The sequence below is a fragment of the Streptococcus sp. sy018 genome (assembly GCF_007859185.1).
Taxonomy (GTDB): Bacteria; Bacillota; Bacilli; order Lactobacillales; family Streptococcaceae; genus Streptococcus.
Genome location: NZ_VOHN01000005.1, coordinates 1 through 16145, shown reverse-complemented (window position 1 = coordinate 16145; position 16145 = coordinate 1). Strand labels below are relative to the sequence as shown.

20 protein-coding genes and 1 riboswitch are annotated in these 16145 nt (G+C 38.1%); of the genes, 7 read left to right on the top strand and 13 right to left on the bottom strand.

The window, feature by feature from the left end:
* Nucleotides 1–64: 64 nt before the first annotated feature.
* From ppc to FRX52_RS04725, 3 genes are all read right to left on the bottom strand, one after another.
* Nucleotides 65–2761: a phosphoenolpyruvate carboxylase gene (gene ppc / locus FRX52_RS04735; RefSeq protein WP_146538690.1), complete on the bottom strand. Its 2697-nt coding sequence runs from the start codon at nt 2759–2761 to the stop codon at nt 65–67.
* 88 nt (nt 2762–2849) lie between these two features.
* Entirely contained in the window at nt 2850–3242 is a 393-nt protein-coding gene (locus FRX52_RS04730) for a DUF4430 domain-containing protein (protein ID WP_146538689.1), read from the bottom strand.
* A complete protein-coding gene (locus FRX52_RS04725; RefSeq protein WP_146538688.1) occupies nt 3226–3717 on the bottom strand; it encodes an ECF transporter S component in 492 nt (163 codons plus the stop codon). Before FRX52_RS04725 ends, FRX52_RS04730 begins: the two co-directional genes overlap by 17 nt.
* Before the next feature lie 147 nt (nt 3718–3864).
* Between FRX52_RS04725 and FRX52_RS04720 the strand changes: the two genes are divergently transcribed.
* The 6 genes from FRX52_RS04720 (at nt 3865) to lysS (ending at nt 9164) form a co-directional block, all read left to right on the top strand.
* Nucleotides 3865–4713, top strand: coding sequence for a glycoside hydrolase family 25 protein (locus FRX52_RS04720; protein ID WP_146538687.1), 849 nt, complete (start codon nt 3865–3867; stop codon nt 4711–4713).
* Nucleotides 4714–4808: 95 nt separating this feature from the next.
* A riboswitch (TPP riboswitch) is annotated at nt 4809–4911 on the top strand.
* 31 nt (nt 4912–4942) lie between these two features.
* Nucleotides 4943–5479, top strand: a complete 537-nt coding sequence (gene thiT / locus FRX52_RS04715) for an energy-coupled thiamine transporter ThiT (RefSeq protein WP_146538686.1) — start codon at nt 4943–4945, stop codon at nt 5477–5479.
* 65 nt (nt 5480–5544) lie between these two features.
* Nucleotides 5545–6387, top strand: coding sequence for a DUF368 domain-containing protein (locus tag FRX52_RS04710; protein WP_146538685.1), 843 nt, complete (start codon nt 5545–5547; stop codon nt 6385–6387).
* A complete protein-coding gene (locus FRX52_RS04705; protein WP_146538684.1) occupies nt 6384–6866 on the top strand; it encodes an aminoacyl-tRNA deacylase in 483 nt (160 codons plus the stop codon). The genes FRX52_RS04710 and FRX52_RS04705 overlap by 4 nt, the downstream gene beginning before the upstream one ends.
* Nucleotides 6867–6891: 25 nt before the next feature.
* Entirely contained in the window at nt 6892–7539 is a 648-nt protein-coding gene (locus FRX52_RS04700; protein ID WP_146538683.1) for a histidine phosphatase family protein, read from the top strand.
* Between the two features lie 137 nt (nt 7540–7676).
* The gene (lysS, locus tag FRX52_RS04695) at nt 7677–9164 is read left to right on the top strand and encodes a lysine--tRNA ligase (protein ID WP_146538682.1); all 1488 of its coding nucleotides are present in this window, start codon (nt 7677–7679) and stop codon (nt 9162–9164) included.
* A 181-nt stretch (nt 9165–9345) separates the two neighbouring features.
* Here lysS and FRX52_RS04690 read toward each other — a convergent pair whose 3' ends face one another.
* Nucleotides 9346–9564, bottom strand: a complete 219-nt coding sequence (locus FRX52_RS04690) for a YdbC family protein (RefSeq protein WP_146461632.1) — start codon at nt 9562–9564, stop codon at nt 9346–9348.
* Between the two features lie 131 nt (nt 9565–9695).
* On the opposite strand from FRX52_RS04690, the gene FRX52_RS04685 reads away from it, so the two are divergent.
* Nucleotides 9696–9983, top strand: a complete 288-nt coding sequence (locus FRX52_RS04685; RefSeq protein WP_146495991.1) for a DUF3270 family protein — start codon at nt 9696–9698, stop codon at nt 9981–9983.
* Nucleotides 9984–10001: 18 nt separating this feature from the next.
* Here the strand turns inward: FRX52_RS04685 and FRX52_RS04680 are convergent, their stop codons facing one another.
* From FRX52_RS04680 to FRX52_RS05550, 9 genes are all read right to left on the bottom strand, one after another.
* A complete protein-coding gene (locus FRX52_RS04680) occupies nt 10002–10343 on the bottom strand; it encodes a YtxH domain-containing protein (RefSeq protein ID WP_146538681.1) in 342 nt (113 codons plus the stop codon).
* A gap of 26 nt (nt 10344–10369) precedes the next feature.
* Complete coding sequence (locus FRX52_RS04675) at nt 10370–10774, bottom strand: DUF948 domain-containing protein (RefSeq protein ID WP_146538680.1); 405 nt, start codon at nt 10772–10774, stop codon at nt 10370–10372.
* 12 nt (nt 10775–10786) lie between these two features.
* Nucleotides 10787–11560, bottom strand: coding sequence for a prolipoprotein diacylglyceryl transferase (gene lgt / locus FRX52_RS04670; RefSeq protein WP_146538679.1), 774 nt, complete (start codon nt 11558–11560; stop codon nt 10787–10789).
* A complete protein-coding gene (hprK, locus tag FRX52_RS04665; RefSeq protein ID WP_146538678.1) occupies nt 11553–12488 on the bottom strand; it encodes an HPr(Ser) kinase/phosphatase in 936 nt (311 codons plus the stop codon). The genes lgt and hprK overlap by 8 nt, the downstream gene beginning before the upstream one ends.
* 111 nt (nt 12489–12599) lie before the next feature.
* Nucleotides 12600–12851, bottom strand: coding sequence for a PspC domain-containing protein (locus FRX52_RS04660; RefSeq protein ID WP_146495981.1), 252 nt, complete (start codon nt 12849–12851; stop codon nt 12600–12602).
* 67 nt (nt 12852–12918) lie between these two features.
* Nucleotides 12919–13362 carry a SprT family protein gene (locus tag FRX52_RS04655; RefSeq protein WP_146538677.1) on the bottom strand — a complete coding sequence of 148 codons (444 nt, stop codon included), beginning with the start codon at nt 13360–13362 and terminating at the stop codon, nt 12919–12921.
* A complete protein-coding gene (locus FRX52_RS04650) occupies nt 13349–15475 on the bottom strand; it encodes a Tex family protein (protein ID WP_186603349.1) in 2127 nt (708 codons plus the stop codon). The genes FRX52_RS04655 and FRX52_RS04650 overlap by 14 nt, the downstream gene beginning before the upstream one ends.
* Before the next feature lie 152 nt (nt 15476–15627).
* Nucleotides 15628–15864 carry a hypothetical protein gene (locus FRX52_RS04645; RefSeq protein WP_146538675.1) on the bottom strand — a complete coding sequence of 79 codons (237 nt, stop codon included), beginning with the start codon at nt 15862–15864 and terminating at the stop codon, nt 15628–15630.
* A 179-nt stretch (nt 15865–16043) separates the two neighbouring features.
* Nucleotides 16044–16145, bottom strand: a 102-nt coding sequence (locus FRX52_RS05550) for an LPXTG cell wall anchor domain-containing protein (protein WP_146538674.1), incomplete at its 5' end; no start/stop codon positions are given.

Here is a 16145-nt window from a genome sequence, read left to right as displayed (position 1 = left end):
TCATCTTTACCTAGAAAAAACAAAGAAGATTAGGCAAGCCTTAATCTTCTTAATGTCTATTAACCTAACCTGAATTACGTAAACCTGTCGCAATTCCGTTTATGGTAATATGAATTAAATGATCTTCTCCTTTTGCTAGATCCCCTTGACGCGAACGTTTAATCAGTTCCAATTGAATATAATTTAAAACATTAAAGTAAGGCAAGCGAAAAGCCAAGCTTGCTCTTAAATATGGATTTTCAGCCAAGAGGTCTTCTTCTTGTTCAATTGCCAAAATCATCATCTTCGTCAATTCCCACTCTTTAAGCAGGAGTTGATAAACCTCCTTCACTGACTCATCCTGACAAAGCTGTGCGTACTGATAAGCAATGGTCATGTTAGATTTGGAAAGCACCATATCAACATTAGACAATAAGCTCTTGAAAAACGGCCAGTTTTGATACATCTTTTGTAGTTTGCCAAGATTTTCTGTGTCTTGATCAATAAATTTTTTAAAACTTGAGCCAACACCGTACCAACCTGGCAGCATGACACGATTTTGTGACCAAGAAAACACCCAAGGAATCGCTCTTAAACCAGAAATATCAGTAATGGTTTTACGAGCTGCTGGACGAGAACCAATGTTCAAACTTGACACCTCACGAATTGGGCTAGCCGCAAAAAAATAATCGTAAAAATGTGGGTGGTCAAAGATGAGATGGCGATAAGTCTGATAACTATCTGCAACAATCTCATCCATGATTTGCCGGTAGCCAACCAAATCTTCTGGCTTGGTTTGCCTTTCCTTAATCATACGGTTTAGGGTCGCTGACAACAACATTTCCAAGTGATAATAAGCTGCATCTTGATTACCATATTTATTACCAATGACCTCTCCTTGTTCTGTCAAACGAAGACGATTTTTAATCGTACCTGCCGGCTGTGAGGTAATCGCATCATAAGACGGACCTCCCCCACGACCAACTGTCCCTCCACGACCATGGAAGAAGGTGACCTTGATACCATGCTGTTCACCAAGATTGGTTAAATCCTGCTGAGCCTTATATAAAGTCCAACCAGACGCTAGATAGCCTCCATCTTTATTACTATCCGAATAGCCCAGCATGATTTCTTGGTCATGCTGATTGTCCTTTAGCCAAGTTTTAACAATCGGTAAATTGAAGTAAGCCTCCATAATGTCATAAGCATTATTCAAATCATCAATGGTTTCAAAAAGAGGTACAATTCTAACTCTGGCAGTTTGCTTATCAACCAAGCCAACTTCCTTTAAGAGAATAGCCAATTCTAACAAATCTGACACACTTTCTGAATGAGAAATGATGTGTTGACGAACAATCTCTTCTCCCATCCTATCTTTAAGCTGTCTTGCCATGTCAAAAATAGCCAATTCCGTTTTCAACTGCTCAGACTTAGGTAAAAGACTTGAAGATAAGCTTCGTGGATCTTGGGTTAAGGTAGTTAATAACAATTGACATTTGTCGGTTTCTGATAAGGCTTTATAATTTTCTTCAATGCCTGCTGTTTGTAAAAGTTCAGCTACACAAGACTCATGAACACTCGAATCCTGTCTTAAGTCGATACTGGCTAAATAAAAACCAAAGACATCTACTGCTTGCAATAATTCTGAAAACTCACCCGTCAAAAGATGTTGTCCCTTATGCTCTAATAAAGAGGATTGAATCAGCAGCAAATCTTTCTTAAAATCGCTAGCCTTGGCATAGTAAGGAGTAACCTTTTGATCTTGACTAATATATCCCAACGTATGACGCAGACTGTTTTTGATATAAGATAAGGCTTGGCGATAGAGTTCTTTTTCACGAAATTCAGACGTGTGTTGAGATTTTTTAGCTAACTCTACTACTGCTGAACTGGCTGGAATCAGATTAGTTGAGATGGAAAAGGCGTCATAAAGCTTATCCACCATGGTCATATAATAGGTCAAAATGACTTCTGCCTGTGTCAAAGCAGATAATTTTAAGGTGTCTGCAGTTACAAAAGGATTTCCATCACGGTCACCACCAATCCACATGCCCATGCTAATCGGATTAGCTTTTTCAAGTAATAAGCCCTTATCCTTTGCTAAATCTTGATAGGTTTTGACCAACTTGGTAATAGCAGGAATCAAGGAACGATTGTAATACTCTGTGACATTACTAATCTCATTTTTAACCTTAAGTTTCTTCTCACGGATAATATCAGACTGCATCATCAACTCAATCTGACGGCGTAAATCTTGCTGCCATTTTTCTTGATTAAGGCTTCCTTCTCTCAAATCACGTCGCTGACGTAAAAGAAGATAAATTTGATTGGTCAAGCCCAACATGGTACGACGTTGAACTTGTGTTGGATGGGCCGTTAAGACAGGTACGACGTTGACAGCTTCTAAGATGGCCTGACCGTCTTGATGATGAGCAACTTCGTCCATAATCAAGGATAATTTCCCTTGATAATCTTGCCCCACATTATTACAGTAATTGACCTCATAGGCCAACTCCACATCTTCAGAAATATTGATTAAAAGTGGCAAGATTGAAAAATAGCGAGCCACCATGATCATCTCTTGGTTATCAATTTGCTGAATCAGTTTTTCAAGCTGATCATAGTTCTCTGTTATTGATAAATCTGTTAAACGTTGGATTAACTGAAAAATTCGCTCACTGACCAAGTCCTTAGTAACTTCTTGTAGCAAGCGAGTTAACAGCTCCACTTCTTCATTAACGGTTTCTTTACTATTCAAATTTTCTAATTTGGGAATGTTCACAGTTGCCTCCTTTATTGGCTAAACCTACTGACTATCTTACCATTTTTTCAATTAAAATACCATCTTAACAATACTAGCACAAGGCACACTAAAAGCTTTCTTGATAAAACTCAATCACATCGCCATCTTTTACTACCATCTGATCAGCACCCTTAGGGGCCATTTGACCATTAACCTTGAATAACCAGTATCTTTTGGCCGCCTCATCTTGTTCAACCCCATCAATAGCAGTAATAAAACCATTAACTTCCTTGACATCATAATTAGCTTTCAAGATCATCATGATCGTTTCTTCTTTTTCAAGTGTCAGAGTTTTTTCCTGACTTGATTGGTCAAATTTCACAATTAACTGAACCCTCACTTGTTCTGAAACAAGACTGGACTGTGGATTGGGCTCTTCAACTGATTGCTCTGTTAGCTGCCTGCATGCCACCAATAAAAAGCTAAATAACACCAATACAAAACTAAATAATTTTTTCATCTTCAAATCTCCTAAACATCTGAATAACAAGCGGATAACACACTAGAGTTGATAAAGCATGGACTAGATTAAAACTTGTCCCTGCTATCATATGCAACCAAGGGTTACTTCCATAAAAAAGTGCCATCAAGCCATCAATCATCATCCCATAAAAAAAAGCCAAACTCGCTGCCCCAAGAGCTTGTAGTACCATCGCCTGCTTGGCCCATGGAAAAATCAAAAACTGCCAAAACAAAATGACCAGAGTAAATGAGACTATTTGCCAAAAGACCCATGGACCAAATAGGAAAAAAAAACTACTGACCAAAAGCGAAATGACCATGACACCCAAGCTTTCTGCTAGACCATTCACACTAGCCAAAACTAGAAAAATTGCCGTTAATGGTTGAACATTTGGTAATGGGGCAAACAAGTAACGTAAGACTACACAAAGAGCTGATAAAACAGCCACTCGACTTAATTGTTTCAAAGACATGTCAATACCTCTTTTTCTATTTTATCAAATCAAGTTAACTTTGTAAGCTCTGATTCATCTTAAATGAAATGCCTGGAGTAAGTTTAAATCAGGCTTTCGAGATAAGTGCTTTGATTTTTTTAATGAATTAAGCTATAATAAATAATGATGAGAAGAAAAATTAAACCAATTGTTGTCTTTCTTTTCTTCGGCTTGATCACCCTAATCCTGTTAATTGGCAAAATCCATTCTACTCTAGTACAGAAAGAAACCTTAAAATTAGCCAAACAAACCATTCCAACAGCGACTAGTCGTTCAAGCGATGAAGAAGAAACTGATTCGTCTGAGGATGATCTTGTTCTAAATCCAATTATTGACGTTTCTGGTTGGCAACTACCTGAAGAAATAAATTATGATGTGCTTTCGAAAAATATTTCAGGGGCCATTGTCCGTGTTTTTGGTGGGTCACAAATTACTACCAGTAATAATGCCGCCTACACTACTGGGGTTGACAAATCCTTTAAGAAACATATCCAAGAATTCCAAAAGCGTAATGTTCCTGTTGCCGTCTATAGTTACGCCTTAGGACGAAGCGTTAAGGAAATGAAGGAAGAAGCTCAAATCTTCTATAAAAATGCCTCGCCTTATAACCCTACTTTCTACTGGATTGATGTGGAAGAAGTGACCATGAAAGATATGGACGCTGGTGTTGAAGCTTTTCGTAAAGAGCTAAAACGCCTTGGTGCTAAAAATGTTGGCATCTATATTGGGACTTACTTCATGCAAGAACAATCTATCTCAATTGATAAGTTTGATGCTGTCTGGTTCCCAGCCTATGGAACAGACTCCGGTTATTTTGAAGCACTACCTGAAACCAACCTTGGCTACGATCTACATCAATACACCTCTCAAGGTTATCTTAATGGATTTGATAAGGCACTTGATCTCAATCAGATTCCTAGTAGCAAAAACCAAAGAGCGATTTATGAAAAACTCTTTGGCAAACTCAACAACTAAGCTAGTATTTTCTTGCTTAGTTGTTTTTATTTTTGGCAAACCCTTGCTAAAAAAGGGCTTTCATGATAGACTTTTAACTAATAAATTAAATCATGATTGACACATAGGAGTGCATTTTGCTGAGATCGTCTAGCATAGACGAAATCCTCAACACCTGATCTAGTTAACACTAGCGTAGGGATTGTGACTAAAAGTTAAAACTCCTGACTGTCACAGAAAGGAGTTTTTTATGTCATCATTAGCATCTACCAAAGTGACCGAACGTGCCTTACTACTTGCCCTTGCTCTAATTTTAGATAAGCTCATCTTATTTCAACTACCACAAGGAGGTAATATCTCACTTGGAATGCTTCCTCTTATCATTTTTGCCCTACGCCATGGCCTAGCTGCAGGCTTATTCTTAGGAGGCTTGGCTGGAGGGCTACAACTCTTTTTAGGAGGCTATTTTCTCAGTCCTTTGCAATTTTTGCTCGACTATCCAATCGCTTATGCCATGATTGGACTAGCTGGTATTGTCAACCTTAAACATACAGGTAAACTAAGCACTGGTAGGCTCCTACTTGGAGTGAGTTTGGCTAGCCTAGCGAGATTATTTGCCCATACCCTAGCCGGTATTGTGTTTTATAGTGCTTATGCGCCAAAAGGCACACCTGTTTGGCTCTATTCTCTAAGTTACAATGCCAGCTACATGTTGCCGTCTGCTATCCTAGTCAGTGTCGTGCTATTACTTTTATCCAAGAAAAACCCTAAACTATTCTCTGTTTAACTCAACCAAATAAGCTAAAAAATGGTATAATGAAATAAATGCCATTTTTTATTTTGGAGGTTACTATGCTATCTTGGTTGACAAGACTCATTAAGGGAATTATTATCGCTCTTGGCTTTATTTTACCTGGTGTTTCAGGTGGGGTGTTGGCTTCAATTTTAGGGCTTTATGAAAAAATTATTTCTTTTCTTGCTCATATCTCTAAAGATTTTGTCAACAATCTCCTCTTTTTCCTACCTGTTGGAATTGGGGGGATTCTTGGAATCGCACTCTTTTCAGCACCGTTAGAGTATCTTCTAAGTCATTATCAAGTTCCTGTTCTTTGGGCCTTTACTGGAGCAATTATTGGTACTCTACCTAGTCTTTGGCAAGAAGCCAGCTCAAAAAGCCCACGCCAGCAAACGGATTGGCTAATTCTACTGGTCACCTTTGTCCTATCTGGTTTCTTACTCTATAATCTAAATAATCTCATCGGTACTCTTCCTGCCAACTTCTTGAGCTTTATATTGGCTGGTAGCTTGATTGCCCTTGGTATTTTAGTACCTGGCCTTAGCCCGTCTAACTTACTACTCATTCTTGGTTTATATAGCCCAATGCTTAATGGCTTCAAACGTTTGGATTTGACAGGCGTCTTTCTTCCCATTGCTATCGGTGGTGGTTTAGCTGTATTACTATTTTCCAAAGCCATGGATTATGCCTTAGCCAACTATCATTCCAAAGTGTATCATTTCATCATCGGTCTTGTTCTCTCTAGCACCCTTTTGATTATCATTCCAGTGCCAAATAGCAAAGAAGCTATTTCTTACGCTGGTATCAACTGGTTCACAATCTTGCTCTCACTGCTTCTATTTCTAGCAGGAGTAGGACTTGGAGCTTGGATGAGTAAATTAGAAGCAAAATACAAATGAGTAAAAAACAAAAATTAAAGAAAACCCTCGTTGAGCAAATTTTAGACAAGCAAAAAATCAGCTACCAAAGTCTAGCACTTAATACCCTAACCGAGCAAGTACCAAAAGAAATTCAAAAAGAACGGATTTTCAAAACCTTAGCTCTAACAGGTGACAAGACAGGAACCTTGATTGCTCTTGTGCCGCTAACGACTCAGGTATCCGAAAAGAAATTAGCTAAATTATCCCAAAATAAAAAGGTTCAGATGATTCCACAGAAGGACTTGGAAAAGACAACGGGTTACATTCACGGTGCTAACAATCCCATTGGCATTCGTCAACGACACCCTTTCCCAATCTTTATTGATCAAACGGCTCTAAATTTAGGGCAAATCATTGTATCTGCTGGTGAACTTGGTCGTTCTATCCAAATCGATAGTCAAGATTTGGCTGACTTTGTTCAAGCAGCATTTGCAGACTTAATACACGACATTAACTAATATCAAGAAATAGGAGATTTCCCACATGAAGATATACTTTGTTCGTCACGGTCAAACCATTTGGAACCGTCAAGGTATCTTTCAAGGCACTAGCCTCAATCCTAGCCTACTAGAAGATGGTAAAGAAGATATTATCGCTCTTGGTCAACACCTAAGAGCTATTGATTTTGATGCTATTTTTTCTAGTGATTTGACTCGAGCCCTTGAAACTGCCCAACTTATTAACCAAGAAAACCATCAACCAAAATCGATTGAAATTAGTCCCCAATTACGCGAATGGGGATTGGGAAACCTAGAAGGTAAAAAAATTAGTCTAATGCAGGCGATTTATCCTCGACAAATTTATGCCTTCACCCACAATCTTTCGTGTTTCAACAACGACATTTTCGATGCTGAAAGTGTCTATCAAGTCACTCAGCGTATCGCTAATTTTGTCACCCAACTTGACCCTGAAAAATACGACACCGTTCTAATCGTTGGTCATGGCGCCTCATTAGCTGCTGGTATCGGCCATCTACTTGGTTATAGCACAGCTCAACTTCGACGCCATGGTAGATTGGACAATGCTAGCCTAACAATCCTTGAAAGTCAAGACATGGTCAATTTCCAACTCCTAAGTTGGAATGACACCTCACATTTTCAAGTAAAGGAAGAATTGGCCTTAACCAACTAATCTCCTCTAAAAGAGGAGATTTTTTACTAGAGTTAAAATAATACTAGCCTCTACAACATATAAACTTAGCTATCCTACTGTGAAATTTTGCTCAATTTATGATAGAATAGAAAGGAAAGAAACTTTTGGAGGAAGACATGTCCACAGAACACATTGAAGAACTAAACGACCAACAATTAGTCCGTCGTGACAAAATGAATGAACTAAGTCAACAAGGTATCGACCCTTTTGGTAAACGATTTGAACGTACTGCTGATTCAGCTAGCTTAAAAGCACAATATGCTGATAAAAGTAAGGAAGACCTACTAGAACTTAATCAAACGGCAATCATCGCTGGACGCCTGATGACCAAGCGAGGCAAGGGAAAAGCTGGCTTTGCCCATATCCAAGACCGTGAGGGGCAATTACAAATCTATGTTCGTAAAGACATGGTTGGAGAAGAAAATTATGATATTTTCAAAAAAGCTGACCTTGGTGATTTCCTTGGTGTTGAAGGACAAATCATGCGTACTGACATGGGGGAACTCTCTATCAAGGCAACCAAACTAACACATTTGTCTAAGGCGCTTCGTCCCCTACCTGAGAAATTCCACGGCTTGACTGACATCGAAACCATCTATCGTAAACGTTATTTGGATTTAATCTCTAATCGTGAGAGTTTTGATCGTTTTACCACACGTAGTCGTGTGATTTCAGAAATCCGTCGTTACCTTGATGGTCTTGGTTATCTAGAAGTTGAAACTCCTGTTCTTCACAATGAAGCTGGTGGAGCTGCTGCAAGGCCATTCAATACCCATCACAATGCACTGAGCATGGATATGGTGCTGCGCATTGCCCTTGAACTTCATCTCAAGCGCTTGATTGTCGGTGGTATGGAAAAAGTTTATGAAATCGGTCGTGTCTTTCGTAACGAAGGGGTTGACCAAACCCATAATCCAGAATTTACCATGCTAGAACTTTACACAGCCTATCATGACTACACAGACGTGATGGACTTGACTGAGGGAATTATCCAACACGTTGCTCAAAAGGTCAAGGGAGATGGCCCAATCAAGTATCAAGATACTGAACTCAATATTCATCAAGCCTTCAAACGTGTTCATATGGTAGATGCCATTAAGGAACAAACTGGCGTTGATTTCTGGCAAGAAATGAGTTTAGAAGACGCCATTGCTCTTGCCAAAGAACACAAGGTGGCTGTTGAGAAACACTTTACCGTCGGCCACATCATCAATGCCTTCTTTGAAGAATTTGTAGAAAAAACCTTAATTCAACCAACCTTTGTCTATGGACATCCCGTTGAAATTTCACCACTGGCTAAGATGAATGACCAAGATAAACGCTTTACCGATCGTTTTGAACTCTTTATCATGACTAAAGAATATGGAAATGCCTTCACAGAACTTAATGACCCACTTGATCAATTAGAACGCTTTAAAGCACAAGCTAAAGCCAAAGAATTGGGGGATGATGAGGCAACTGGTATTGACTATGATTATGTCGAAGCCCTTGAATACGGTATGCCACCAACAGGTGGTTTAGGAATCGGTATCGACCGTCTATGTATGCTACTCACTGATACCACGTCAATTCGTGATGTTCTCTTATTCCCAACCATGAAATAATCATTGCCTATGAAAACTAATCGAACAATAACCAATTTATCTGCCCTTATTTTCATCACTTATGGCTTGCTATCACAATCAAAAAATAAAATGATGTTTATCTATTTAGGCATTACCTTTCTCATGATTAGCTTAGCTGATTGGTTAAGAAAACGAAAAAAATAGTCTAGAAAATCCTAGACTATTTTTTTGAACGAAAGGCTTCTAATAATGTATTAAATTCCTCATTTGTCAGAGTAATCCCTTTTCCCATCTTAGTATGATCTGCATTCCAAGAACGAATATCATACTTTGGCTCAGCACCATTAAAGCTGACGCGATTCAGCTCCTTGCTCCAGCCCTTATCATTGGTTGACAAAACCAATAATTCTTCAACAATTTCAAATTTGAACTCTGCCATGTAAACCTCCTTTTAGCATTTATTCGTAACCTATTATAACAAAAATTCATGATAAGCAAATTTTTTTTGATTTAATATGACAAATTTTCGATACTATGGTATAATGAAAAAGATTAACAAAGGAGATTAGAATGCCAGCAAACTTGAAACGGCAGAGAATTGAAGAATTTGAAGAAGACTTACAAATTTCTTACTCGCCAAAATACAGAGAATTTCAAGAATTAAATAGCAACAGCGCTAAATTTCGTGAGCTGGTCTTTTTTGCACGCGTTACAATCTTTTCTATTTTATCTGTGTTATCTTGCTTTGTTCTACTCTCACTTGAAATTGGAGTTGGTTGGGCCTTTCTACTAGCTATCTTAATTAGTACCGCCCTAACTTCTACCCTATCTTATTTTATTTTTTCAATGAAACATTAAAAGTAGCGAAATCTTTCGCTACTTTTTTTTGTTAATCACATCATCATAGTCAAGGACAATATCATCAATATAGGCACTTACTTCTGGTAGCTTTTCTGCTTGCTCCGTCAATTCAGCGTCTTTATCTAAGGTTGTTTGCAAATCCTCTTGATAAGATTGAACTTTTTTGATCATCTGTTGACGATAATAATCAATTTTTTCTTTAACCAATTCATGATAGGCTTCTGGATTTTCTTGATAAGCTACAATGAAATCCTTGGCTTTACTTTGTAAGACCTTGCCTTCCTTACTCGTTAAAAGATAAGCTGTCGTTATCCCAGTTAGACTACCAAATAAGACAGATTTGAAAAATTTACTCATTGTCTTAACTCCTTATTCTAGATCAATTAGGCTTTTTTATCTTTTTTACGCAATAATTTACTTGCCATACGCGTTGCCCCACTCGCCATACCAGCTTTGACTAAATTAGACGTTGAACTATTAGCTTTTTGACTGAATTGACGTGCCTGCATGTTTAAATCTGACACGCTGACAGATAAATCAGCCACAGCTTCAAACAAGGGATCAATGGTAGCTACTTTACCATTGACATCTTCAACCAAGACATTAGCCTTGGCCATTAAACCATTAGTTAAATTCAACGTCACGTCCAAATCAGACGTTAAAACATTGATAGTTTTAGTCACTTCTTCGACAGTTTGGGACACTTTTTTCAATAAGATAATCAAATAAACTACCAAAGCTACTACTGCCAAGGCAATAATCAATAATGCAATTCCACCTAAATTCATTTGTTACTCCTTTTAATAATCTTCAATTTCCAATCTTAAGCGACGATAAATCAATAAGGTCAAACCAAGTAAGACCAACACTAGTGATAAAAGCTGAGAAACACGAAAACCTAGCCACATCAAACTATCTGTCCGCATGCCTTCAATGACAAAACGCCCCAAACCATACCACATCAGATAGAAAAAGGTTGGTTCTCCCCTTTTCAAAAATCCTTTTTGACGACGCCCAATCATAATCAAGATGAAACCCAAAAGATTCCATAGAGACTCGTACAAGAAAGTTGGTAATCGATAACTTCCATCAATATACATCTGTTGACGAATAAAGTCTGGTAGGCCTGTTAGCTTCTCAACGGCCTTACCATAAGCTTCTTGGTTAAAAAAATTTCCCCAACGACCAAGACTCTGTGCTAAAAGTACTCCAGGAGCTGCAATATCTAAAAAATCAAAAAAATTGATAAAACGCTGACGAGTAAAAACATAGACACATAAAAGTCCCGTCAAAAGTCCACCGTAGATGGCAATGCCACCATTCCAAATGGCAGGAATTTCACTTAAATGTTGGCGGTAATAATCCCACTGAAAAGCAACATAATAAAGTCTAGCCCCTATAATAGATACAGGAAAAGCAAACAGAATAAAATCTAAAACATCATCTGGCTTAATCTGCTTATAGGGAGCTTCTTTCATCGCTAAATGAACGGCCAAAACTAAGCCAACAACAATACAAACAGCATACCAACGTACTATAAACGGACCCCACTCAAAAATAATCGGACTAATCATGACTCGCTCCATTTTGGCTAATCAATTGAGTTAGGCGATTTTCAAAGGTTTCTGTGGCATCATACCCCATCTGTTTGGCTCTATAATTCATAGCTGCTGCCTCGATAACAATGGAAATATTACGACCTGTCTTAACTGGAATACGAATAAATGGGATTTTTACCCCTGACAGTTCAATTTCTTCTTTTTTATTACCCAAGCGATCAAAAACCTTATTCGGTTCAAAGGTTTCAAGATAAACAGCCAGTTGCACTTGGGAAGAATTTCGAACAGCACTAGCACCATAGAGACTCATGACATCAATAATCCCGACCCCTCTAATCTCTAGCAAGTGACGCAAAATCTCTGCTGGTTCACCCCAAAGCGTATCTTCATCCTTGGCGTAAATGTCAACTCGGTCATCAGCTACTAGACGATGACCACGCTTAACCAATTCCAGACCTGTCTCACTCTTACCAATCCCGCTATCACCTTGAATCAAGACACCCATGCCATAGATATCCATGAGAACACCGTGAACACTGGTTCGTTCAGCCAAGCAAGAATTCAAATACCAAGACATTTCACCTGAAATCGTACTTGTTGGCAAGTGACTACGCAAAAGAGCTACCCCTTCTTCCTTGGCTGCTTGTAGCATTTCTTTAGGAATCTCTAATTTACGAGAAACAACCATGGCTGGTGTTTGCTCTTGAAACATGTTTTGCAAAACCGCATAGCGATTGCCAGAAGTCATAGCATTCATATAAGACCATTCCTTCATGCCGATGAGCTGAATACGTTCTGGCGAGTAATAATCAAAATAACCCGTCATCTCAAGGCCTGGTCTTGAAATATCCGAGGTGATAATAGACTTGCTGAGCTCTGCTTCTGTTCCTGAAATCACTTCAAGTTTGAGCTTGTTAACTAACATCTGTACCGTAACTGTCATAGCATCTCCTTTATCTTACCCTTATTTTATCATATTTTAGACAAAAGAAAAAATGAAAGCCTAGTCAGCCACATACAGCTACCTACACTTTCATTTTAAGTTAATAAGCATTTAATCATCTTCAACTGGTTTAGCCTCTTTACGCTGACGCGATCCTTGCCAATACATTTCTTCTTTTTCTTGCTTATAAGGAAGGGTTAAAGCTAAAAGAATATAAATCAGCCAACCAAAACCAGTAAAGTAGATAAATAAACCAATTAAGAGACGTGCCCAGGTTAAATCCCAGCCAAATTTATCAGCTAGACCTGCAACTACCCCTGCAACCAACTTACCTTGCCTTAGGCGATAAAATTCAGATGTCATCTTAAATCCTCCTGTTATGGATTTTCATCTTTTAATAAGTTTATTATAGGCTATTTTGATGATAAAATCATCCGTCATAAGACTGATTTTTTAAAAATAATCGACCACGACAAGAGCCACAACGGTAACGCTCTAAGTTGAAGCGTCGCCTACGATGATACGTCTGCCCACAAACATCACAACAATAGGAAAACAATAATTTTGGTGTCAGTCTTGGCGTATAACGTAAACCATCGACAGATCGTAACAATTGTTTAAAATCATCATCTTGATGACGGTAACCCTTACCTTGAAAATAGAGATGGTAATGACAAAGCTCGTGGCGAACAATCTGACGAAAAATACTTAACTCATAGGCTTCATAAATTTTAGGGTTAAAATCTAAGTGACCATCTGTTAAGAAAAAACGACCACCGGTTGTTCTTAGACGAGAATTCCACTTGGCTTCGTGCTTAAAAGGCAAACCAAAATCCTCCTCAGATACTCGCTTCACATAATCAGTTAGGTTCATCTAAAGCTACCAAACTTAAATTGAGTTTTTCACGCTTATCATCAATGCTCTTAATCCAAACCGTCACGATGTCACCTACCGAAACCACTTGGCTTGGATGTTTAATAAAGGACTGACTCATATCAGAAATATGGATTAAACCATCATCGTGTAAACCAATATCAACGAAGGCACCAAAATCCACGATATTACGAACAGTTCCTTCTAGTCTTTGCCCAATTTTTAAATCTTTCAATTCCAAAATATCTTGACGTAAGACAGGACTGGCAAAATCATCTCGCAAATCGCGTCCTGGTTTTAACAGATCAGCAATAATATCTTGTAAGGTTAAAACACCCACATTCAATTTTTCTGCTGTAACATCAATGTCTAATTGAGCTAATTTAGTTTTTGCCAACTCATCCAATTGTTCAATTCCCAAATAATCAAGCAGTTTTGTTACCGTAGTATAAGATTCTGGATGAACACCTGTGTTATCCAAAAAATTATCACCATTAGGGATACGCAAAAAGCCTGCCGCCTGTTCAAAAGCCTTGGCACCCAAGCGAGGGACTTTTTTAATATCATGACGGTTACGTAAACGACCATGTTCTTCACGGTATTTCACAATATTGTCAGAAATGGTTTTATTCAAACCTGCTACATGAGCAAGTAGGGCTGAACTGGCGGTATTAACATTGACACCAACCTGATTGACCACCGTTTCAACGACAAAGTCTAATTGCTCAGATAATTTCTTCTGTCCCACATCATGTTGATATTGCCCCACACCAATTGATTTAGGATCAATCTTAACCAACTCGGCTAATGGATCTTGCAAGCGACGGGCAATAGAAATGGCTGATCGTTTTTCGACTGTCAAGTCTGGAAACTCTGCTCTAGCTAACTCACTGGCAGAATAAACGGATGCTCCACTTTCATTGACAATCACATAAGACGTTGTTGGATGATTTTGGAGTACTTGGGCTACAAAAGCCTCACTTTCTCGGCTGGCTGTCCCATTACCAATAGCAATAATATCTACTTGATAAGTCTCAATTAACTGAGAAAGACGCTCTTTGGCTTGTTCAATTTTACTAGCTGCAGCTGGTTGAACAGGATAGATAACCTCTGTTGCTAAAAGCTTTCCTGTTTGATCAACAACAGCTAATTTAGCACCTGTTCTAAAGGCTGGATCAAAGCCAAGAACAATCTTATCCTTGAGTGGTGACACCAATAATAACTGACGTAAATTGGTCGAAAACAAGCTAATGGCACCATCTTCAGCTTTCTCTGTCAACTCCGAACGAATTCGTCTTTCCATAGCTGGAATAATCTTACTTTTGGCAGCCTTAACTACAGCTTCTTCAATATAACGATTTAAAACCTTAAAACGAGATTGGTAAAAACGATAAATTTTCTCTAAATGGTGCTCAAATTTAACCGTTAAAACACCTAATTTCTCACCACGATTGATGGCCAAAACACGATAGCCCTTGAGCTCTGCTAATTTTTCACTAAAATCATAATAAATATGAAAAATCTGCTTATCATCCAAACTTTCATCTTTCAGACTTGTTTTTAGAAAACTGTAAGTGAAAATTTCATTATAAGTCCAAGAACGTAAACGGCTGTCTTCGGACAAAGCTTCAATCAAGATATGCACCGCACCTTCAAGAGCTGCATCTACCGTAGGAACTTGCTCGGAAACAAAGTCTTCAGCTTTTGTCATGAGTTGTGGATCATTTAATAAAATCAAACGTGTCAAGTCTGCCAAACCTTGTTCTCGAGCAATGGTTGCCTTAGTTCGACGTTTTTCTTTATAAGGTAAATAAAGCTCTTCCACATCTGCCAGTTTTTCAGCCTCTTCAATGGCCTGTTGCAAGGCAGGAGTTAATTTTCCCTGCTCTGCAATCTTGGCTAAAACCGTCGCTTTACGTTCAGCTAAGTTGGTCAAGGTCTTATCCAAATCAAGAATCGCCTTAATCTGAACTTCATCCAAATTACCAGTGGCTTCTTTTCGATAACGAGCAATAAAAGGAATGGTATTTCCCTCACTTGCCAAACTCAAAACCTGACTAATCTGACCTTCTTTAATAGCCAGTTGCTCTGCAATTTTCATTATATTTTCCATGAAAATATTATATAATTTATCTTCAAATCATTCAATCTAAAACAAAAATTAAGTGCCTTTATTATTATGTTTTCAAATAAGTCATCTTCCTCAATATTAGATTTATCTCCCAATATAGAAAAGCAAGTTATTATGAACTTGCTTTTTTCTCATTACTTATTTAAAACACGAACGGTCATGGCAATCATTGGAAATAAAAGAAAAGCTGTCAATATATCCCATAAATCTGATCCTAGATTTTCCAAAGATGGTGGCAATAAAATTGGAATAAGGTAAGTCACTGCCAAAAGAAGCAACGTAATTACGAGACATATTAGTAACTCTTTCCATGAACTCTTTCCTGAAAATACGAGGGATTTTTTCCAATAGTTTTTATAGATATTCATCATCTAGGCACCTCCATTTGTCTTTTATTATATCAAAAAATAAAAAAACAATCTTAATCTGGCCATTATAGTATAAATTAGATGTAGCAATAATTAAAACACCCCTTCCTAAAATAGAAAGGGGTGTTTGTCTAACCAAGCTAAACTAGATAAGTAATTAACTTAGATTAGAAGCCTTAAGCTTAGTCTTCTTTACGACGACGTTTACCTGCAAAGCCAAGAGCTGCAAGAATCATACCAATACCTGCTGCAGTTGCTGATGCATTGCTTTCAGTACCTGTATT